Source organism: Pedobacter suwonensis, from assembly GCF_900111825.1.
GTDB classification, from domain to species: Bacteria; Bacteroidota; Bacteroidia; order Sphingobacteriales; family Sphingobacteriaceae; genus Pedobacter; species Pedobacter suwonensis.
In genome coordinates, this window is the sequence record NZ_FOJM01000004.1 from 260,897 (window position 1) to 282,214 (window position 21,318).

Sequence of the window (21,318 nt, forward strand, 5' to 3'; positions counted from 1 at the left end):
ATTGCCTATCCGGTCGCAACATTGTCTATGTTGATACTTCTCTTCAAAAAAAATAATAGACTTTACTCAATAAGCTAATTTTTTTTATCAAATTCTTAAGAATACGCCTAAATATTTGAGGTTTAATTGTTTAAGATGCAGTGGTTTCTCATTCACCTGAAATATTCAGTCAAAAATTTCAGCTTTTGTCAAAGTAATTATACCGTAATTTAATTTATACGATAATGTATTTCTAGTGTCCGAAACAATATTCTTGATTTCTTAATAAAATACTTATTATTGAATACATAAAACGATTTATGAATAACCGAATATAACGATGAGCTGATGGCGTTATTGTACCCTGTGCGCAGTATATGTCTGTGTAGTTTGCTTTTGTGTAGTTTTAATCCATTTATATGGGAGCTCCTATTACAAAATTGCTTACTTAAGCCGTCTGATTGAAAGAATTGATAAAGCGTTTTAGCTGCTAGCAGTAGAAATTTTACACTATTAACTAACCATTTACTAAACCTAAACGAATGAAAATCAATCTACTCAAGATTTCGGGGCTTTCTGCGCTTTTTCTGCTGAATAGTCCTGCTTTTTCGATGAATCCGGTTGTTGAAAAACCCAAGGGGTTTTCCGGCCCTAACTTGTCTCTGGTACATATTCAAAATCGAAAAGTAATTACAGGCATCGTATTAGACGAAAAAAATATGCCTATCCCTGGAGTTGGCATCAAAAACCTTTCGTCAGGTAAAACTGCAGTAACTGATGACACAGGTAAATTCAGCATTGAGGCCAATGTAAACGATGTGATCCGTTTTTCTTATGTTGGCTATCAAAATAAGGATGTTACAGTAGGGAGCGAAGCCAACATCAGCGTTAAAATGACACCTGCTGAAGCCAATAAGTTAGATGAGGTGGTGGTAATTGGTTATGGATCGGTGAAAAAAACCGACCTGACGGGGTCTGTTGGTGTGGTTAAAGCAAGTGAACTTCAGGAACGTCCGTCTTCATCCCTCAACCAGGCATTAGCCGGCCGTATCTCCGGGGTACAGGTAAATACCAACTCAGGCCGGCCTGGCGGACAAACCAATATCAAAATCCGTGGATTTAGTTCAATCAATACGAGTAACAATCCTCTTTATGTGGTAGATGGCGTGGCTTTGCCGGTGGGCTCGCAAACACAGAATAGTAATGCCATTGATTACATCAATCCAAGCGATATCGCTTCAGTAGAGGTGCTAAAAGATGCTTCTTCTACGGCCATATACGGCGCAAGAGGAGCAAACGGGGTAATTTTAATTACCACTAAAAAAGGAACTGCAAATGCCCAGCGCATTACCTATGATGCAGATTTTGGCATAAATACCCTAGCCGCACACCATGTTAAGATGCTTGATGCTTTTGAGTATGTAAAAGTGCAGGACCTCGCTTATGAAAATATCAAAGTTTACGATCCCGTAGGTTGGGCAGCAGGAAGTTATGCCTCTACGCCTGTTCCCAAGGCTGCCAGAATTGCTTTACCTCAGTTTTTTGATAGCAATGGAAATCCATTATATAATACGGATTGGTTAAAAGAATCTACCCAGAACAAACTTTCGCAAAATCATCAGCTGGGTTTTACCGGTGGAAACGAAAATAATACTTATGGTGTTTTTGCGGGTTATCGCAATGACCAGGGACTTTTACTAAACTCTTATTTAAAACGTTATTCGGGCCGGTTTAATTTCGATAGTAAAATTAAACCCTGGTTAAAGGTAGGCGGTAATTTGAGCTACAATAATCAAGATGAAAACATTGTCGATCAGGGAACGGGCGGCCTAAATTCAGTGCGTATGATTACAGAAGCATTCCCTTTTCTACCCATTAAACTGGCTGATGGCAAATGGGGCGATAATAAACTGATTCCATGGGCAGAAGGAGGCTCCAATCCGGTACATATTTTAACCGATCAAAAATATGGCATGGTTACCCAAACGGCTTTGGGAAGTATTTATTCTACCATTAGCTTTAGCAAAGATTTAGAGTTCCGTACCCAATTAGGAGCCAATATTGTGAGCCGTAACATTAATGAATACAATGCCAAACAATTATACGGTATCTCTGACGGGCAGAATGGAACAGCGAACGTAACCAACGATCGAGAAACCTTCTGGTCATTGGAAAACTATTTAACCTATAACAAACGTTTTGCCGAATCGCATGCCATTAATGCATTATTAGGGATCTCGTGGCAAGCGACCAACTTCTTTAGCAATACCAGTCATGCTGAGAATTTTGTAACCGATTTTTATGGAAACAATAACATGGGCTCCGGAAGTAAATCGATTACAGTAGGCTCCAGTCGTAACAGATCGGCCTTTAATTCTTATTTTGGCAGGTTAAACTATGCCTTTAAAGATAAATACCTGGTTACTTTTACAGGCAGGGTAGATGGATCATCCAAATTCGGAGAGAACCATAAATTCGCCTTTTTCCCTTCGGCAGCATTGGCCTGGAAAGCCTCAGATGAAGATTTTCTTAAGGGAAACAAAACCATCTCTAACTTAAAACTAAGAACCAGTTATGGTTTAAGCGGTAACTCAGAACTGCCAGCCTATCAGTCGTTGGCTACATTGGTGAATAATGCCGCTATTATTAACGATAGCAGGGTAACGGGTATCGGTATTGGCCGGTTGGCCAATCCAGACCTGGTTTGGGAAAAAACAGCACAGGTTGATGCAGGTTTAGAGTTAGGCTTGTTTAACAACCGCATTAATTTAGAAGCCGATCTTTATTATAGAAAAACAACCGATATGTTATTGGATGCCCCGGTTCCGCGTACCACAGGATACGCGGTGATCAGAAAAAATATCGGATCGATGCAGAACAAAGGTTTAGATTTAGGGATCAATACGGTAAACGTACAAACTGATAATTTTACCTGGAAAACCAGTTTTAATATTTCCCTTAACCGCAACAAGGTACTTTCTTTAGCCACTCCTGATGATATTTTTGGTGTGGGTAACCCAAATTTCACCAATCAAACGGGTATTATCAGGGTAGGTGAGCCGGTAGGATCATTCTGGGGGCTGGTACGTTTAGGCACCTGGAGCGAGGCCGAAAGGGCAGAAGCAGCTAAATTTGTGAGTTACCGTGGTGGTAAAACCTTGCTTCCGGGCGACATCAAATATTTGGATGTAAACGGTGATCATGCCATTACCGATGCCGATCGCCAGATTATTGGCAACGGAATGCCAAAAGGCTGGGGATCCTTTGGTAACTCATTTCGCTATAAAAACTTAGAACTGATTGTGGAACTGCAATACTCTTATGGCAATGATGTGTTGAATATGACCCATCACTCGGGTGAAGACAGACAGGTACAGGCCAATAGTTTTGCCAGCGTATTAAATGCCTGGACTCCGCAGAATCAAAATACACCGATCGCCGCCATCAGGGATCAGGCTGCGGGATATGTAACCAATGTAGATACGCACTGGTTGGAAGATGGCTCTTTCATCCGCGGCAAAAACCTGTTGCTGGGTTATACTTTTGATAAAGCACTTGTTGAAAAATTACGCTTAAGCAAACTACGTGTTTATACATCTGTTCAGAATTTCTTCCTGGCAACCAAGTACACGGGTAACGACCCTGAGGTAACTACCTACGGAAATGCATTTGCACAAGGTCAGACATTTTTCGATTATCCAAAGCCAACTACTTTCATGGTAGGCTTAAACATTGGATTATAAATATTAAAAAAGAAAGGATATTAACATGAAAATCAACATAAGAAATATCGCTGTTTTGTTTTTGCTGAGCGGCGCTATCATCGGGAATTCGGGATGTAAGAAATTTTTAGATGAAACAGATCCCACCAATCTTTCACCAAATAGTTTTTATACTTTGCCCGAACACGCAGAAGCAGGTATTGCTGCTGTTTATGCAGAGCTTCGGTTTATAGGGAATGGTGCGGGTATTTATTCCAACAACTGGCAGATGCTTGATGCGCCAACGGGCATACAGTCAACCGAAACTGCACAAAACTCCGATCTGAACAATTTGTATTCACTCATTTATGACGGTACAAATCTGCATGTTAACCAAAACTGGAACGGACTTTATAAAGTAATAGCACAAGCTAATCTGGTGTTAGATAAAGTTCCGGGTATTAATCCAATGGATAATGCGCAGAAAAAAAGAATTTTGGGAGAGGCTGCGTTTGTCCGTGCCTGGGCCTATTTTTACCTGGTGCGTTTATGGGGCGACGTGCCTTTAATTACTAAGCCAGTTACCAGTCCTAATGATCCTAATTTTGCGCCTTCCCGTACACCACAGGAACAGGTTTACAAATTGATTGTTGATGACCTGGTTGCTGCAGAAGCCGCCGGCTTGCCTTATACGGATGCCAGCGGACGTGTTTCTACAGCAGCAATTAAAACTGAACTGGCAAAAGTATATCTGACCATGGCCGGGCAACCCCTTAACAAAGGAGCAGCTTATTATAGATTAGCTGCGGATAAAGCCAAAGAGGTAATTGATTATTCAGCAGGAAATCCATCATCACTTGGCTTGTTTACCAATTACGGAGCGCTGCATGATGCAAAGAATGACAATAAAGTAGAGCATTTGTTTGGAATCCAGTACAATGATGCTGCCGGATCGGGGAACCCCTTACAGTCATCTTATTTACCTTTGCACCAGCCATTGGTTTCTAAAATTGATGGAATTGGAACGGCTATTCCGACTACAAGTTTTTATGGTTCGTATGAGGCGGGAGATTTAAGGGCTAAAAACCGGGAAGGTTATTTCTTTACCGATTATTATACAGATGGATTTAAAATGCCGTTGATTAACCGTGGTAAGCCATATATTTTTAAACACTTCGATCTGATTGCTAACGGAACACTAGGCGTAGAAGGTACCAGCAGAAGTGATCTGAATATTCCACAGATTCGTTATGCAGAAACCTTGTTGATTTATGCCGAAGCACAGAACAGGGCAGATGGTAGCCCGAATGTTGCTGCCTATGCTGCGGTAAATGCCATACGTAAGAGGGCCCAACTGACTGATCTTGTGGGTTTGAACCAAACACAGTTTGAAGAAGCGGTGTGGAGAGAACGCTGGCACGAGTTATGTTACGAGGGGATTATCTGGTTTGATATGGTCCGTTTGCGTAAAGTGTACAATGAAACCACCAATGGTTTTGATAATTTTGTCGGACACATTAATAAAAGTGTAAACCAACCATTGCAAACCAAACATTTGCTGTTCCCGATCCCTACTCCTGAAATCAAGAATAATCCTAACCTGACGCCAAATCCAGGTTATTAGCAGTTATAGGATGGTCGCCGTAACACTGACCATCAATAATTTTCAACAGAAACGGGTGTCCGATATTCGGATACCTGTTTTTTGCTTGGAGGGGTAGACTATTAAACCAAACCATATAACCAGCGAATGGTTGCGCTTATGGCAATCGTTAAAATGAGTAAAAAATAAAAAGGCTGAAAGGATTTTTTTTAATTAATTAGGCTTATTTTTGCAGCAAATTATAGAACCACACAGGAGATCAAAAATTCCTGTGCACCTCGACAACCATTTGAAAGTTAATATTTAATCCATGACAAACGACAAAAAAGAAATATTCGAAAGCGTAGCGCAACGTTTAAAAATTGAAGGTTTTAATGTAGTAAATCGCGATGAAACCCGTCCTTGGGGTGGTTTCTTTGTAATAGATGAAGCGCAGGCACAACAATTTGCAGATACTTATTTTGATGGATTAAATGTTGAAGACCTTAAAATTGGTGGTAAATTAAGTCCGAAAATCTTAATCGTTGCGCCAAATACACGCCTGTCATGGCAATATCACCACCGCAGAGCAGAAATCTGGCAAGTGGTTACCGGCACGGTCGGCATCAAAACCAGCCAGACTGATGAAGAAGGTGAAGTAAAAAAATACGCACCAAAAGATCAGATTAAATTACAACAAGGTGAACGCCACCGTTTAATCGGTTTAGAAGATTGGGGAGTAGTTGCTGAGATTTGGCAACATACCGATGCTTCAAACCCATCAGACGAAAGCGATATCGTACGCGTTCAAGACGATTTCGGTAGATAATAAAATAATAAAACATTATCCTGTTCCACGTTTCAGAACAGGATAATGTTTCTCTAAACGTTTAGGCCAGTATAGTTTTTGTACGGTATGAAAACTAAAGGTCTTAAAGCTACGTTTATATAGTATACACACTCATACATGATTATCCTCATTTTTTTTCTTTGCCATTGGTTTTTATCCCTGTTTAGCCAAACCTTTTTCCTTCACCGTTACTCTTCACATAAGATGTTTAAAATGGAGCGTTTTTGGGAGCGGTTTTTCTATCTGGTATTACTGATCTCGCAAGGTTCATCATTTTTAAACCCGCGGGCTTATGCCATCCTGCATAGGATGCACCATGCCTATAGTGATACCGAAAAGGATCCACATTCTCCACATTTTTTTAAAGATGTTTTCGGGATGATGATTGCAACAAAGAACATGTACATGAATTACCTGAAATATAAAATACAGCCTGAACCAGCTTTCCAGGGAAATTATCCTGAATGGCCATTGGTTGATAAGATCGGAAATTCATGGGCCTGGAGAATTGCATGTGGGTTGTTTTATATCGGTTTTTACATTGCTTTTGCCAATTACTGGTGGATGTATTTACTGTTACCGATCCATTTTTTAATGGGCCCATTACATGGGGCAATTGTAAACTGGTGTGGACATAAGTATGGTTATTCAAACCATGATAATGAGGATCATAGTAAAAACTCCTTACCCTGGGATTTTTTATTGATGGGCGAGCTTTTTCAGAACAACCACCACAAAAAACCAAATAGTCCAAATTTTGCTACTAAATGGTGGGAGTTTGATCCAACCTATCCGGTAATGAAAGTATTGCACTGGATGAAGATTATCAAAATCAGAAAGGTTTAAAGCCTATATTCGATATTCCATGGTCTGTGTCTCACAGACCATTAAAGATTTCTTTTTCCACTGCTGTCTGTTAATTAAACCTGACAGCAGTGAAAATCCTTTTTGTTGGCAGTAACTTTCAAATACACTGTCATGCTGAGGTACGAAGCATCTGCAAGCTATGAAAAACATACCAGCACAAAGTATTATAGCACCCCACAAAGATTGAAGCACCCGCTTGCAGTACGGACTGGAAATGGCAGGACTATGTTAACCGAAACGAACAGAATCTTGCTTTCTCATAAAAACGTATTTATTTTTTGTCACGGAAACACGGAGCATATCCTGCGCTTGATCAACCCTGGGGTATAATTTATGAAATAAAAATAAATGGCAGGATAACTTAATAGTAAATAAAATTTCCTCTGATTATCGTCATTACGAGAAGGCTTTTTCAGCCGACGAAGGAATCTTTTATGGCAAGGATTAATGGTATGAAAGATTGCTTCGTCGTTCCTCCTCGCAATGACCGTCGTGTTAATGGAGCCTGTCAATGGTAGCGGAGTCGAAGGGTAAAGGCAAGGGTTTTACCATAAAATCTTTTTTGCCTATCTTAACGTATATATTCCAATCTGTTTCAAAACTTAACTATCATATGATCAACCTCCTCAAATTTATTTTCTCCGCACTGTTGGTTTTTATGTGTTATAAAGTAATCAGCACTTCGTTAGAAAGTAACCTTTTCGAACAATGGAATTTCCTGGGCAGCATTCCGTGGATGCGTGCTACCCTCTGGGATTTTTATGCCAACATCTTTATTATTACACTTTGGATGTTTTATAAAGAAAAAAGCATTATTCTTAAAATCTCTATTGCTATTTTGTTCGTATGTTTAGGCAGCATTGCAACCCTGGCTTATGTTTTAGTGTATTTATTTAAACTAAAAGATGGTGATGGTGTTAAGGAATTACTTTTAAAACGTGAGGTGTAAGATTTAGGTTGCAGAATGGCTTAACGGTTTTTCTTAGCAAAGCTAACTGGCTTTTTTGCCTTAAACCTTTTTACTTTAAACTTATGCCGCTCCAAACAGGACATCTTTTATTTATCGCACTCCTTTCGCTTATAGCCTGCTGTTTTATCATGGCTATGGTTTGGAGTTGGGCGAAGAAAATCAAAAACGCAGGTGTGGTTGATGTTTTTTGGGCACTGAATTTTCCCGTAATCACCGTCATTACATTTTTTTTATCTGAGGGCTACGAACCCCGGAAGATTTTAATCTGTGGGATGTTTCTACTGGCTGAGTTACGTTTAGGTGTTCATCTTTGGCAACGTGTTATTGGTCATCTGGATGAAGAAGAAGGAAGGTATGTACAGTTGCGTAAAGAATGGGGAGACAAAGCCGATCGAAATTTCTTTGTCTTTTTTCAATTTCAGGCCATATCAAATGTCATACTGGCCATTCCATTTTTTATCATCACCGCCAATCATTCGCAGGCTATTTCCTTTTTTGAGTATGCAGGTGCATTGGTTTGGGTAATCGCATTTTTTGGAGAAATGATTGCCGACAGACAACTTGCGGCCTTTAAAAAAGATCCGCTTAATAAAGGCAAAGTATGCGACACCGGTTTGTGGTACTATAGCCGTCACCCGAACTATTTTTTTGAATGGCTAACCTGGATAGCTTATTTCATTTTTGCGCTGGCATCGCCATGGGGAATTCTGGCTATTATTAGCCCGGCGGTGATTTTGTACTTATTAACGAGGGTTACCGGCGTTCCGAATAACGAAGAACAAAACCTAAGGAGCAAACCTATAGCTTATAAAAGATATCAGGAAACAACGAGCGCTTTTTTTCCGTGGAGTAAAAAGAGGTAAAATGGAAAATGTGATATGGATAAGGTCCATGCAAACTGCAAATCCATCAACCGTTTCACATCGTACATTAACCTAAACCTTAAATCATACATTTTTATTACACGTAAACCTTCAACCTTACAACCTTTAACCTTCCAACCTCAAAATGTGGTACGATAAACTTTTAGAAAACGACAAACTTCCGGATACGGCCTTGCGTATAGGCATTAGAAAATTGTGCAAACAGCGCCTGGATGATGAAACGCTGGGCAATGAAGAATTGCAGCAGGAAAAATTTATGGACCTGGTTGCAGAGCTGAAGCAATCGCCTATTGCGGTAAATACTGCTGATGCGAATGAACAGCATTACGAGCTTCCAACCGAATTTTTTCAGTACTGTTTAGGCAAAAACTTAAAATACAGTAGTGGTTACTGGAAACCTGGCGTTAAGGATATTGATACTTCGGAAGAAGATATGCTGGCATTAACCTGTAAAAGGGCCGATTTACAAAACAGACAGAATGTTTTAGAATTGGGCTGTGGCTGGGGGTCGCTGTCGCTGTATATGGCAGCTAAATATCCTGAAAGCACATTTACCGTGGTATCTAACTCTGCTACACAAAAAATCTTCATTGATGAAACGGCGAAGCAACGCGGAATCCAAAACCTAACGGTTTTAACTGCCGATATGAATACGTTTACCATTGCCGATACATTTGACCGGGTGGTTTCGGTTGAAATGTTTGAGCACATGCGCAACTATAAATTTTTGCTTAACAAGGTGGCCTCATTTATGAAACCTGATGGAAAGCTGTTCGTACATATTTTTACGCACAAAACCCTGGCTTACAAATTTGAAGTGATTGACGAAACCGACTGGATGAGCAAATACTTTTTCACCGGCGGGATTATGCCATCCAACCATTTGTTCTTCTACTTTAACGACGACCTTAAAATTGATAAACATTGGGTGGTAAATGGAACTAATTATGGCAAAACGGCTGAAGCCTGGTTAAGCAATATGGATAAGCATAAGAAGGAAATCATGCCAATTTTCGAAACGACTTACGGGAAAGATCAGGCGGTGAAATGGTGGGTATATTGGAGGTTATTTTACATGTCATGCGCAGAACTTTTTAATTACAACAAGGGAAACGAATGGATGGTATGCCATTATTTGTTTGAAAAGGTTTAATGCAGATACGTCACCCTGAACTTGATTCAGGGTCTTTCTAAATGATGCTGAAATAAATTCAGCATGACGATTAATCAAATCTATCACAATGAAAACACTCGCCATTATTGGCTCAGGAATAGCAGGCATGGGTTGTGCCCATAAACTGCAACATCAATATGATCTTACGATTTTCGAAGAAGCAGATTATATTGGCGGACATACCAATACGATAACGCTTGAAGAGGATGGTAAACCCATTTATCTGGATAGCGGCTTTATGGTTTTTAACTATCAGACTTATCCAAACCTGACAGAGATGTTTGCAGAGATTGACGCACCCGTAATGAAGACAGATATGTCTTTTAGCGTGCAGTTTCTCCCCAAAAAGTTAGAATATAGCGGCTCAAGCTTGAATCATCTTTTTGCCCAGCGGAAGAATTTATTCAATATTCCGTATTTAAAAATGTTGATGCAGATTAACCGTTTCAACAAACAAAGTGTAGAAATTTTAGATAAGCCTGAATACCAGGATTATTCGATCGGGCAGTTTTTTAAGGAATTTGGCTACAGTGGCGATATGCTCTGGCAATACCTCATCCCAATGAGTGCTGCGGTATGGAGCGCACCGATGGAACAGATTCTGGATTTTCCGGCAGTCACCTTGATCCGTTTCTTCAAAAATCATGGTTTTTTAGGTTTGAATACCCAGCATCAATGGTATACATTGCAAAACGGTAGTCAGGCTTACCGTGAAAAACTGATTGCCCCGTTTCGCGACAGAATTAAGATCAATACCAAAATTGTAGCGGTAAAACGGTTGGAGAATGGTAAAGTTGAAGTAGAAAACCAAAAAGGTGAGAAATTGGAATTCGATAAAGTAATTATGGCCAGCCATGCCGACCAGACTTTTGAGATCGTAAAAGATAAAACAGCGCTGGAATCTGAATTGCTTTCCAACTTTAAATACCAGTTAAACAAAGCTGTTGTGCATACTGATGAGAAGCAGATGCCTGAAGCCAAACTGGCCTGGAGCAGCTGGAATTACCGTGTAGAACAGCAAGGTGATAAGTTATTGCCAAGTACTATTTATTGGATGAACAATTTACAAGGTGTTTCTGAAAAGCAGAATTACTTTGTTTCCATTAATCCCACCGAAACGTTAAATCGAGATAGGATTATCAAAGAAATTGACTACCATCATCCATTGTTTGATGTTCCGGCAATGCAGGCGCAGGAGCATTTGCACAGGCTAAATGAAACCGGTCCTGTTTATTATTGCGGAAGTTATTTTAAATATGGTTTTCATGAAGATGCTTATAAGAGTGCGGTGGATTTGTGTGGGATGATGTAACGGATATCTCTTAAAATACGTCATTTCGACTGGAGTGCAACGCAGTCGAGAAATCTTGCCAGATAGATCTCTCCATTTCGCTGCACTCCAGTCGAGATGACGACTTTTCTTTTTAACGATCTATTATAAAAAATTCTTCGCTGCGCTCAGAATGACAGCACGTTAAGAATGATAAATCATCATAAATTTTGTAAATTGTAATATTAATGCAAATCAACTCATCTATCTACACCGCAAAAGTCATGCACCACCGCCTGGCGCCCAAAAAACATTCCTTTTGGTATAGCGTGTATATGTTTTATATCGACCTGGATGAATTGGATCTGTTGGATAAAAAGTTGCGCTGGTTCAGCAGGAATAAATTTAACCTTTTTTCTTTTCGTGATTCGGAGCACCTTCAGTTACCAAAGGAAAATCCCGATCAAACCAAAAACGCACGTCAGCATGTAGAAAGTTATTTAAAGGAAAATGGTATTGATGGTAGCAGACTTAAAATAAAACTGCTTACCAACCTCAATGTGCTGGGTTACAACTTCAATCCTGTTTCCTTTTATTATTGCTTTGACGAGCAGGGCAATCCGGTTTGTTGTGTGGCCGAAATCAGCAACACTTACCGGGAAATGAAACTTTTTTTCTTTGGAAAAGACGAATTGCATGGGGATACCTTTACCAAAATCACTACTAAATATTTTTATGTTTCACCGTTTATTGACCACGACGATGCTTTCGATTTTAAGTTGAGGGTTCCGGCTGATAAACTTGATATCAAAATTGACGATATAGATAAGCAGGGCAATCGCTTTTTTATCAGTACTTTGACAGGAGAAAAGAAGTCATTAACCAACACGGCTTTGCTTCGTTATTTTTTTTCTATCCCCTTCATTCCATTGCAGATCATGGGCATGATCCACTGGCAGGCCTTCAAACTTTGGATTAAAAAAATACCTTTTCATCCAAAAGCCGAAAACCCTGAATTGCAACGTAACGTATATAAACCCTACAAACCACAAATTAAATAGATCAGACACTATGAATACGCTTACCGCCGCCAGAACATCAAAGGGCTTTTTCGAAAGAGCAGTATTGAATGCACTTTCTAAAATGACCTTGGGCAGATTGGAACTTTCATTGCCAGGTGGCGAAACACTTGTTTTTGGAAATGGTGAACATCAAATAGAAGCGCACATACAGGTAAATCACCCTCATTTCTTTAAATCCATCGCACTTTATGGCGATATCGGTTTTGGTGAAGGCTATACCTCCGGCCTTTGGGATACCACAAATATTACCAACGTAATTAAATGGGTCATCCTGAATATTGAAAATGCACCCTCAGTAACCGGAAGTAAGGTAAATTCCATAGCGCTGAATATTTTTAAATGGGTAAACAAAATCTACCACGTGCGCAGGGCGAATACTTTGGCCGGATCGCAGAAAAATATTTCAGAGCATTACGATCTGAATAATGATTTCTTCGCCACTTTCCTGGATAAAACCATGACTTATTCGAGTGGTTACTTTAACCCCGATGATTTAAGTTTAGAAGACTCGCAATATGCCAAATACGATCGCCTGGCGAGGCAGTTAAAAATCAAGTCGACCGATCATGTATTGGAAATAGGAAGTGGCTGGGGTGGTAATGCCATTTTCTTGGCCAAAAACTACGGCTGTAAAGTTACTTCGGTAACCATTTCTAAGGAACAACAGAAATTAGCGATGGAACGCGTGCATGAAGAGGGATTGGCCGGTAAAGTTTCGATCATTATCCAGGACTACCGCAAAATTGAAGGTGTTTTTGACAAAATCGTATCAATCGAAATGCTGGAGGCTGTAGGACATCAATATTTGGAAACCTATTTTGAAAAATGCCAGCAATTATTAAAACCTGATGGGATTTTTGCATTTCAGGTCATTACGTCTCCTGATTGTAGGTACGATAAATTGAGAAATGGAGTAGATTGGATTCAGAAGCATATTTTTCCGGGTTCGCTTTTACCTTCGGTAGCAGCCATTAACAAAGCTGTAAATGAAACCGGTGATTTAACCATGGTTGATTTAAAAGATATGGGTTTGGATTATGCCCGTACACTTCATTTATGGTTTGTCGAATTTAACAAAAACCTGAATAAAGTAAAAGCATTGGGTTTTGATGAAACCTTTATCCGCAAGTGGAACTATTACCTGAATTATTGTGAAGCTGCTTTTGCCATGCGGAATATTAATGTGATGCAAATGGTTTATTCCAGACCTAACAATATTTCGAGGTAAGGATGATGTGAAATGGAGGATGTAAGATGGAGAAGTGAAATTCTCATCTTCCATTACACATTTTACTTCTTCCATGTTTTTTTGCCGATAAAAGTGTGGCCTTCGCCGGGTAATTGATAGAGTTGGTGCAAAAAGTATAGCGTATTATTGTAACAAAATGCAATTTGCGCAGACTAATTAAAAAAGACAAACTCTTGAAATGAAAAAACTTTTACTATTAAGCTTTATCCTTGGTATATTTTTTAGTGCACATGCCCAGTTTCCTACTGGCGGACTTGGTGGAGCACCCAAAAAATCAACAGTTACCGGACGGATCACGGCCACTATACTCGATTCATTAACTAAAAAGCCAATTGATTACGCAACGGTTTCTTTGATTAGTGTGAAAAACAATAAATCGGTAAACGGTGGCGTAACCGACGAAAAAGGAAAACTTACCTTACAAAATGTTTCTCCAGATTCCTATAAGCTGATGATTGGTTTTATGGGCTATAAAACAAAATCTGTTCTGGTTACCACCACGCCATCAAAACCGGATAACAATATCGGGACGATTTATATCGTGGGAACAGAAAATACTTTGGCAGATGTTCAGGTGCAGGGTACAAAGGCGGTTATCGAAAATAAAATCGACAGAATGGTTTATAATGCAGAGGCTGACGGAACAAATGCCGGTGGTGATGCAACAGATGTAATGCGTAAGGTACCCATGTTATCTGTAGATGTTGATGGAAATGTTCAGCTTCGCGGCGGTGCAGTACGCGTTTTAATTAACGGTAAACCTTCTGGTACGATGGCCAGTAGTGTTTCTGATGCCTTAAAAATGATTCCTGCTGAGCAGATTAAAAGTGTAGAAGTCATTACCAGTCCATCGGCCAAATATGACGCTGAAGGATCAGGTGGTATCATCAATATCATTACCAAAAAATCGAATGCACAAGGGGTAAGTGGAACCGTAAACGCTTCTGCAGGAACACGCCAAAATAATGGTGCATTTAACTTAACAGCTAAAACTGGCCGATTGAGCATTAATACCAGCTTGGGTACAAATTTAGCTTATGCGCAAAAATCAAGGGTACAGTTTGAAAACAATACCCGTATAGACAGTTTAACCAAAACAACATACAACAATATTTTACAGGATGGGTACTCGAAATGGAGTCGAAATGGTTATAATGGAAGTGTTGGTGTAGATTATGATTTTAATGCTTACAACAACCTAAGTTCTAACCTAAAATATAATAATTTTTCGAACGGAGGACCAGGTAGCGCAGATTACATCATTAATGGTGTGCCGTCTGTTAATAAAAGTAACATGGATATGGGTTTCAGTAATTTTGACTGGAACGTAGATTATAAACATACCACCAAAAAAGAAGGCGAGGAATTTACCGTTTCCGGTCAGTTATCAACCGGAAGAAATACTACAGCATTTCAGAACGAAATATTAGGTTCTACATTTAAGCCGATTAATAATAACAATACAGGTAAAAACAAAGAGTATACTGCACAGACCGATTATACCTATCCATTCACCAAATCGACCATTTTAGAGGTGGGTGTTAAAGGTATTTTCAGGAATATTAGCAGTGAATTCAGCAATGAAAGTGAAAGTGATTTCGATTACGACCAAAATGTAGCATCGGCTTACGGTGTGATCAGCTTCAAATTAAGTAAAAAATTAAATTTTAAAGGTGGTTTGAGATCAGAGTATACCAGTATTAGTTTTAACAATGAAAAAGCTGGCATACAGAAAAATGATTATTTTAACCTGTTTCCCAGTGCAATCATTTCGCAAACACTTAAAGGAAATGCAACCTTGAAATTAAGTTATAACCGCAGGGTACAAAGACCAAGTTTATCTTACTTAAATCCGTTCCGTAACGAGAGCGATCCTTTTAATGTTAGAGAAGGACAACCTGATTTAAGTCCTGAGTTGAGCGATAATTTGGAGTTAGGGTACTCTACCTTTATTAAAGGTTCGGTAATTAATGCTTCGGTATTTTATCGCCGTACCGGTGGCGTTATTGAGAGTTCAATTAGTTCTTTTAAAGAAAATGGAGTTGATAAAACTTTAACAAGTTTTATCAACGTAGGTGTGGCCCAAACTTATGGTGCCAATGTTTTTGCATCTTACAATCCTAAACCAAAATGGACTTTAATGACCAATCTTGGTGTAAACACATATGAGGTGAGTAATAATGTTACGGGAGTAAGTACAGGAACATTCTTGAATTATAACATATTTGGCCGTTCAGCATATGGATTTGGTAAAGGCTACAATTTTGAATTGTTTGGTGTAGTAAATTCGCCAAGAAGAACTTATCAAGGTAAAACAGATGCAATGGTGTTTTACGGGGCATCTTTCAAAAAAGATATCCTGAATAAAAAAGGATCAATTGGTATCAATACCTTGAATCCGTTTACAAGAGATTTACACATTAAAACAGTTAATAACTCTGTTACTACTAATGGTGATAAAGTTAGTACGCTATATCAAAGCACTAATATTTATTATCCGTTACGTTCTTTTGGTGTCAACTTTAGTTATTCATTCGGTAAACTTAAATTTACAGAGAAGAAAAAGATCAAAAACGACGATATCAAGCAAGACCAGCAACAAGGCGGTGCGATGGGTGGTGGCGTTCAGCAATAAAAATTTCAATCCAAATATATATTAAAGTCTTTCCGTTAATTCGGAAAGACTTTTTTGCCTTTAAAGGGAAGCTACCAGCTTTCAAACAGGGCTATTGGCATATGGTTTAAAGGATCTGAGGTTGATCAGGCGGTGTAATAACTGATAATTATTTCAATGATGATGCGTAGATAAATTAATATCCTACGCCACATGAATACGCTATGGTTTTTCGACAGTTTAGCCGAGTGATTGATCAAATTATGTCTATACTGCCGTATTGTTGGTTTTTAAAATTCTATTTAGGTGTTTATTAACTTATTTATCATTTCTAAGTGAGTTTTTACTGTTTTTGAATGCGTATTCTACTTGTTTGTGCGAGGTACGGCAATTTGTAATGTAAAAAATACTTTAAATTAGGTATTGCTGTCTGTTTTAATGCATTTTTATTTGGTTAAAAACCTATATTGCAATTAACTAGCAATCACTATCCTAAATAATCCACATATGAAAAAACTCTTTACCTCGCTTGTTTTTCTCTGCATCTTACTTATTGGATTACCTACTTTGGCCCAGGTAAAAACCATAACAGGCAAAATCACTTCATCTGATGACGGAGGTCCGTTACCCGGAGTAAGTATAAAAATTAAGGGAACTGCAACAGGTACCTCAACTGATAGTAATGGCGCTTTTACCATTCAGGCACCTTCGCCAAGCTCGGTACTCTTAATTAGTTTAATCGGATATAAAACCCAGGAAATTACCGTTGGCAGTAAAACCACGGTTAATGCAGTGCTGGCTTCTGATGCGCAAGAGTTACAGGAAGTAACCATTTCTACTGCTTTAGGTATCACCCGGCAGGCAAAATCGTTAGGTTATGCCGCACAAACTGTAGGCAGTACTGATTTAAACTATAATCACCAACCCAATCTGCTTAATGCATTGCAGGGTAAAGTAGCAGGAGCAACCATATCGAGTACAGGTGGTGGTCCGGGCCAGGGGGCAAGTATCCGAATAAGAGGAGTAAACTCCATTGATCCGAACATTTCGGGAGATCCTTTATATGTAATTGATGGGGTACAGATTGATAACTCAACCTCTACTATTGGTGCAAATCCTGATGGGACAGCATTTGGTTCTAGAGGAGTAACAAACAGGGCATCAGATATTAATCCTGAAGATATTGAAACCATCAATATTTTAAAAGGAGGCGCCGCCACCGCACTTTATGGCCTAAGGGGAGCCAATGGCGTTGTAGTTATTACCACGAAAAGGGGGAAACAAAATGGTGTTAGTATAAACTTTAATAGCAGTTATGGCCTTGATGAGGTTTTGAAATCGCCAGATGTTCAAACAGAATATACCCAAGGCGTTCTGGGGGTTTATACCAATCCACCGGGTGGTATCGGACCAGGCTGGGGACCAACTATTGCCGAGGCAAAATTAATCGATCCAACACATCCCGATCAATTATTCAATAACTACGACCGCGCATTTGGTACCGGTCAGCAGGTAAAAAATTCTTTATCGGTTACCGGCGGAAGCGATGCTATAAAATTTTTCTCTTCCATTTCGCAGCTTTATCAAAAGGGGATGATGCCGAATACCGATAACAAAAATTTCTCTGGAAGATTGAATACCGACTTTACCATCAGTCCGAAATTTAAGGCATCAGTAAACATGAATTTTACCAATTCGGGTGGTTATACCTATAGCGCAGATCGATTTGGCGAAAGCCTTGCTTACTGGTCGCCACGCTATGATGTTGCCGATTATCAGAATCCGGATGGATCACAAAAATATTTCGGAACCAATAACCCGATTTGGGGTACTGCAAATAATAGGTTCAAAGGTGATGTTAACCGTTTTATTGGTGGGGCAAGTTTGAGTTACGATCCTGCCAAATGGCTTAATTTTTCTTACCGTTTAGGGGTGGATACCTATGGTGATAACCGCGTTCGCACCGCACGTGGTCCAATGTATGCCACCGAAGCCATGTATGATAATGCGCAGGGCTTTTATGGAGAGTATAACACCAAATTCAGAACCATCAACAGCACTTTTGTTGCCACTTTTAATACAAAACTAACTGACGATATCACCGGAACATTAAGGATTGGACAAGAAGTCTACGACCGTAAGTCGAAAGATGTGGGTACTTTGGGCAGTATCCTTGGGGTATATAATTTCTTTAATTTAGCGAATGCTGGTGTGTTAACCCCTACGCAAACACTAAAACAAAAAAGATTGGTAGGTTATTTTGGAGAGGCCACTTTCGATTATAAAAATTACCTTTTCCTAACCATTACTGGAAGAAATGATATTACCTCAACGCTTCCTAAGGCAAGCAGGTCCTTTTTTTATCCTTCTGCCAGTTTAAGTTATGTATTTTCCGATCAGTTTAAATTACCCGCTGCCATTAGTCAGGCCAAATTGCGCTTATCTTATGCCAGGATCGGTAAGGATGCATCAGAATATTCTACCTTTACAGGCTATACACCTTATACTTCTTTGCCAACCGGTACCGGAGGTTTAACAATTGCTCCAAATCTTGGTAATTCCGAGCTTCGTCCGGAGTTTACCAATACTTATGAAGCGGGTTTGGAAATGTCGTTCTTTAAAAGCCGTTTAGGTTTTGATTTAACATACTATTATTCATTAAGCAAGGATCAGATTATCCAAACACAGGTGTCGTCTGCCGTCGGTTATGTAACCAAATCGATCAATGCAGGCGATATCAGGAACAGAGGAGTGGAGCTGGTATTGAATGGTAAACCCATTGTATCAAAAGATTTCAGATGGGATGTAAATGTTAATTTTTCTGCAAATAGGAATATGGTATTGAGCATGCCTAACGGAATATCAGAAATTGTATACGGTGCCGCAAGGGGGTATGGCAATGCCGGGGTAACCATGAAGTTGATTAAAGGTCAACCTTATGGTAATATTTACGGTAGTTATTTTAACCGCTATTATGGCAATACACCAGAAGATCCGGTTGTGCTTGATAAAAGCCTTCCATTGCTGATCGGTGCAAATGGTTTCCCTAGCATTTCAGGAGGAAAGCAGAAACTGTTGGGTAACTCGCAACCGAAATATATTATCGGTATGGGCAATACCTTCAGGTACAAAGATTTTAGTTTAAATGTATTGTTTGATGCACGTTTGGGATTTGAAAAATACAACTGGCTGGAAGATTTTTATTCGGCTTTCGGATTACCTGATTATACTGCTGACAGAAGAACCGTAAAAGTATTTGATGGTGTCCTGGCCAACGGTCAGCCGAATACAAAACCGGTATACATGGGCCAAAGGATAGGGCCTGACGGCGTTGATTATGGCGAAGGATATTACCGCATTTACTACCGTAACGTTTCTGAACCTTTTGTAAGCGATGCCTCCTGGGTACGTTTGCGCTCTGCCAGTTTAACCTATAGCTTACCAACAAACTGGTTGCCTGCAAAAACGATCAAAAATGCTTCGCTATCAGTTACCGGAAATAATTTATGGCTGTGGACGAAATATTACGGAGTTGATCCTGAATCAAGCTCTTATGATGCTGGTAGTAATAACGATGGTTCTGCTGGTTTTACCTATCCATCGGCCCGTACAATCATGTTCACACTTAATGTTGGTTTTTAAAAAAAAATACGATGCAAAAAATTATAAAATATACATTGTACTCAGCTTTAATTGCAGCACTAGGTTTGCAAAGCTGTAAAAAAAGTTATTTTGATTCACTGTCCGACAATCCGAACCAAGTGCCAACAGCTACGTTAAGTACTTTACTGGCCACATCAACTTATAAGGCAGCAAATAACAATTATCTCATCGGAAGCATTACGGCCCCTTATGTGCAGTATACGGCTAATCCTGCCGCGAATGGTGCTGGTGATACTTATCAGGCCATCGATTTCACCACCACCTGGGATGCCCTTTATTTTGCTATGGCCGATGCCAATGAAATGAAAAAGTTAGCTGTAGCTCAAAACTCAAGCGAATATAAAGGCGTAGCTGATGTACTTATTGCTTATAACCTCACATTGGTGAATGATCTTTGGGGAGATGCACCATTTTCGGAAGCCTTTAATATCAATAACCTAACACCGAAGTACGATAAACAACAGGATGTTTATAATCAGGCCATAGCACTTTTAGATGAAGCTATTTTGGAACTTGCCAAAACAGATGCAACTGTTAAATTGGCGCCAACCAGCGATTTAATTTATGGTAAAAGCACAACAGAAAGAGTAAACTGGTTAAAAATGGCTTATGCTTTAAAGGCCAGGTTATTAAATAAGATTAGCAAAACCAGTGCCTATAACCCTACGGCTGTGTTGGCCGCATTGGGCAGTTCTTTTACAGCTAATACAGATGATGCCATTATGGCTACCTTTAAAGAGCGTAATCCATGGGCAAATGTCGCATTATCCAATTCACAACAATCATTGGGAGGCTGGCTTTCTGAACAGTTAATTGATGCATTAAATGGTAAGACATTTAGCGTTTTTGATCCCCGTATAGAAAAGATTACCGATAAAACCATCAATAACATTTATATAGGAACGATAAACGGTGCAGGTAACAGGTTGCCTGGGGCTAATACGACAAAAGATGAATGTTATATTTCGAGAAACTCCCCATGGACCAGCGATACTTCGCCAATATTCATCGTTACGTTTGCTGAATTGAAATTTATAGAGGCTGAAGCTTATTTCAATACCGATAAAACCAAAGCTTATGCAGCATATCTCGCAGGTATAAGTGCCAATATGGATAAGTTTCAGGTTACTGCAGCAAATCGTGATGCTTATCTGGCAAACCCTTTAGTGAGTGTTGGTGCGGCTGCCTTAACCAAAGACCTCATTTTTAAAGAAAAGTACATTGCTACTTATTTGAATCCGGAAGCTTGGAATGATGCACGCCGTTTCGATTACCAGTACAAAGATTTTGGTATGCCTGCTAATGCAGCACTTCCTACATTCATCCGCCGGTTAGATTATACGCAAGGCGAAAGAAGTAAAAATGGCAACAATGTACCTATAGATGTTCCAAGAACAACTCGTTTATGGTGGGATCAGTAAGATAAAGCGAAT

Annotated in this window: 13 protein-coding genes; all 13 read left to right on the forward strand. The window is 39.4% G+C overall.

From position 1 onward, the window contains the following. Positions 1 to 521 precede the first annotated feature (521 nt). The 13 genes from BM107_RS07235 to BM107_RS07295 all read left to right on the forward strand — a co-directional run bounded on the left by BM107_RS07235 (position 522) and on the right by BM107_RS07295 (position 21,306). Positions 522 to 3,722 (forward strand): SusC/RagA family TonB-linked outer membrane protein, encoded by a 3,201-nt coding sequence (locus BM107_RS07235; protein ID WP_090981754.1) that lies wholly within the window; start codon positions 522 to 524, stop codon positions 3,720 to 3,722. A gap of 25 nt (positions 3,723 to 3,747) precedes the next feature. Continuing rightward, positions 3,748 to 5,304, forward strand: a complete 1,557-nt coding sequence (locus BM107_RS07240) for a RagB/SusD family nutrient uptake outer membrane protein (RefSeq protein WP_090981756.1) — start codon at positions 3,748 to 3,750, stop codon at positions 5,302 to 5,304. Between the two features lie 289 nt (positions 5,305 to 5,593). Next, a complete protein-coding gene (locus tag BM107_RS07245) occupies positions 5,594 to 6,091 on the forward strand; it encodes a cupin domain-containing protein (protein ID WP_025142534.1) in 498 nt (165 codons plus the stop codon). A gap of 138 nt (positions 6,092 to 6,229) precedes the next feature. Further along, entirely contained in the window at positions 6,230 to 6,958 is a 729-nt protein-coding gene (locus BM107_RS07250) for an acyl-CoA desaturase (RefSeq protein WP_090981758.1), read from the forward strand. 634 nt (positions 6,959 to 7,592) lie between these two features. After that, positions 7,593 to 7,928, forward strand: a complete 336-nt coding sequence (locus BM107_RS07255; protein WP_159435210.1) for a DUF1475 family protein — start codon at positions 7,593 to 7,595, stop codon at positions 7,926 to 7,928. Between the two features lie 83 nt (positions 7,929 to 8,011). Next, positions 8,012 to 8,812 (forward strand): DUF1295 domain-containing protein, encoded by an 801-nt coding sequence (locus tag BM107_RS07260; protein ID WP_134204059.1) that lies wholly within the window; start codon positions 8,012 to 8,014, stop codon positions 8,810 to 8,812. A 145-nt stretch (positions 8,813 to 8,957) separates the two neighbouring features. Beyond that, positions 8,958 to 9,986 (forward strand): SAM-dependent methyltransferase, encoded by a 1,029-nt coding sequence (locus BM107_RS07265; protein ID WP_090981763.1) that lies wholly within the window; start codon positions 8,958 to 8,960, stop codon positions 9,984 to 9,986. 88 nt (positions 9,987 to 10,074) lie between these two features. Further along, positions 10,075 to 11,319: an NAD(P)/FAD-dependent oxidoreductase gene (locus BM107_RS07270; protein WP_090981765.1), complete on the forward strand. Its 1,245-nt coding sequence runs from the start codon at positions 10,075 to 10,077 to the stop codon at positions 11,317 to 11,319. A gap of 206 nt (positions 11,320 to 11,525) precedes the next feature. Next, positions 11,526 to 12,338 (forward strand): DUF1365 domain-containing protein, encoded by an 813-nt coding sequence (locus tag BM107_RS07275; protein WP_090981767.1) that lies wholly within the window; start codon positions 11,526 to 11,528, stop codon positions 12,336 to 12,338. Between the two features lie 10 nt (positions 12,339 to 12,348). Next, positions 12,349 to 13,587, forward strand: coding sequence for an SAM-dependent methyltransferase (locus tag BM107_RS07280; protein WP_090981769.1), 1,239 nt, complete (start codon positions 12,349 to 12,351; stop codon positions 13,585 to 13,587). Positions 13,588 to 13,786: 199 nt separating this feature from the next. Beyond that, positions 13,787 to 16,243 (forward strand): TonB-dependent receptor, encoded by a 2,457-nt coding sequence (locus BM107_RS07285; protein WP_090981771.1) that lies wholly within the window; start codon positions 13,787 to 13,789, stop codon positions 16,241 to 16,243. 486 nt (positions 16,244 to 16,729) lie between these two features. Next, positions 16,730 to 19,864 carry a SusC/RagA family TonB-linked outer membrane protein gene (locus tag BM107_RS07290; protein ID WP_166672322.1) on the forward strand — a complete coding sequence of 1,045 codons (3,135 nt, stop codon included), beginning with the start codon at positions 16,730 to 16,732 and terminating at the stop codon, positions 19,862 to 19,864. An 11-nt stretch (positions 19,865 to 19,875) separates the two neighbouring features. Then, the gene (locus BM107_RS07295) at positions 19,876 to 21,306 is read left to right on the forward strand and encodes a SusD/RagB family nutrient-binding outer membrane lipoprotein (protein WP_090981774.1); all 1,431 of its coding nucleotides are present in this window, start codon (positions 19,876 to 19,878) and stop codon (positions 21,304 to 21,306) included. Positions 21,307 to 21,318: the final 12 nt, after the last annotated feature.

What these genes read in the sequence shown, in the direction of transcription:
- BM107_RS07295 (WP_090981774.1), top strand. Translation starts at nt 19,876, where the DNA reads ATGCAAAAAATTATAAAATATACATTGTACTCAGCTTTAATTGCAGCA.
- BM107_RS07280 (WP_090981769.1), top strand. Translation starts at nt 12,349, where the DNA reads ATGAATACGCTTACCGCCGCCAGAACATCAAAGGGCTTTTTCGAAAGA.
- BM107_RS07250 (WP_090981758.1), top strand. Translation starts at nt 6,230, where the DNA reads ATGATTATCCTCATTTTTTTTCTTTGCCATTGGTTTTTATCCCTGTTT.
- BM107_RS07265 (WP_090981763.1), top strand. Translation starts at nt 8,958, where the DNA reads ATGTGGTACGATAAACTTTTAGAAAACGACAAACTTCCGGATACGGCC.
- BM107_RS07285 (WP_090981771.1), top strand. Translation starts at nt 13,787, where the DNA reads ATGAAAAAACTTTTACTATTAAGCTTTATCCTTGGTATATTTTTTAGT.
- BM107_RS07245 (WP_025142534.1), top strand. Translation starts at nt 5,594, where the DNA reads ATGACAAACGACAAAAAAGAAATATTCGAAAGCGTAGCGCAACGTTTA.
- BM107_RS07260 (WP_134204059.1), top strand. Translation starts at nt 8,012, where the DNA reads ATGCCGCTCCAAACAGGACATCTTTTATTTATCGCACTCCTTTCGCTT.
- BM107_RS07240 (WP_090981756.1), top strand. Translation starts at nt 3,748, where the DNA reads ATGAAAATCAACATAAGAAATATCGCTGTTTTGTTTTTGCTGAGCGGC.
- BM107_RS07255 (WP_159435210.1), top strand. Translation starts at nt 7,593, where the DNA reads ATGATCAACCTCCTCAAATTTATTTTCTCCGCACTGTTGGTTTTTATG.
- BM107_RS07275 (WP_090981767.1), top strand. Translation starts at nt 11,526, where the DNA reads ATGCAAATCAACTCATCTATCTACACCGCAAAAGTCATGCACCACCGC.
- BM107_RS07290 (WP_166672322.1), top strand. Translation starts at nt 16,730, where the DNA reads ATGAAAAAACTCTTTACCTCGCTTGTTTTTCTCTGCATCTTACTTATT.
- BM107_RS07270 (WP_090981765.1), top strand. Translation starts at nt 10,075, where the DNA reads ATGAAAACACTCGCCATTATTGGCTCAGGAATAGCAGGCATGGGTTGT.
- BM107_RS07235 (WP_090981754.1), top strand. Translation starts at nt 522, where the DNA reads ATGAAAATCAATCTACTCAAGATTTCGGGGCTTTCTGCGCTTTTTCTG.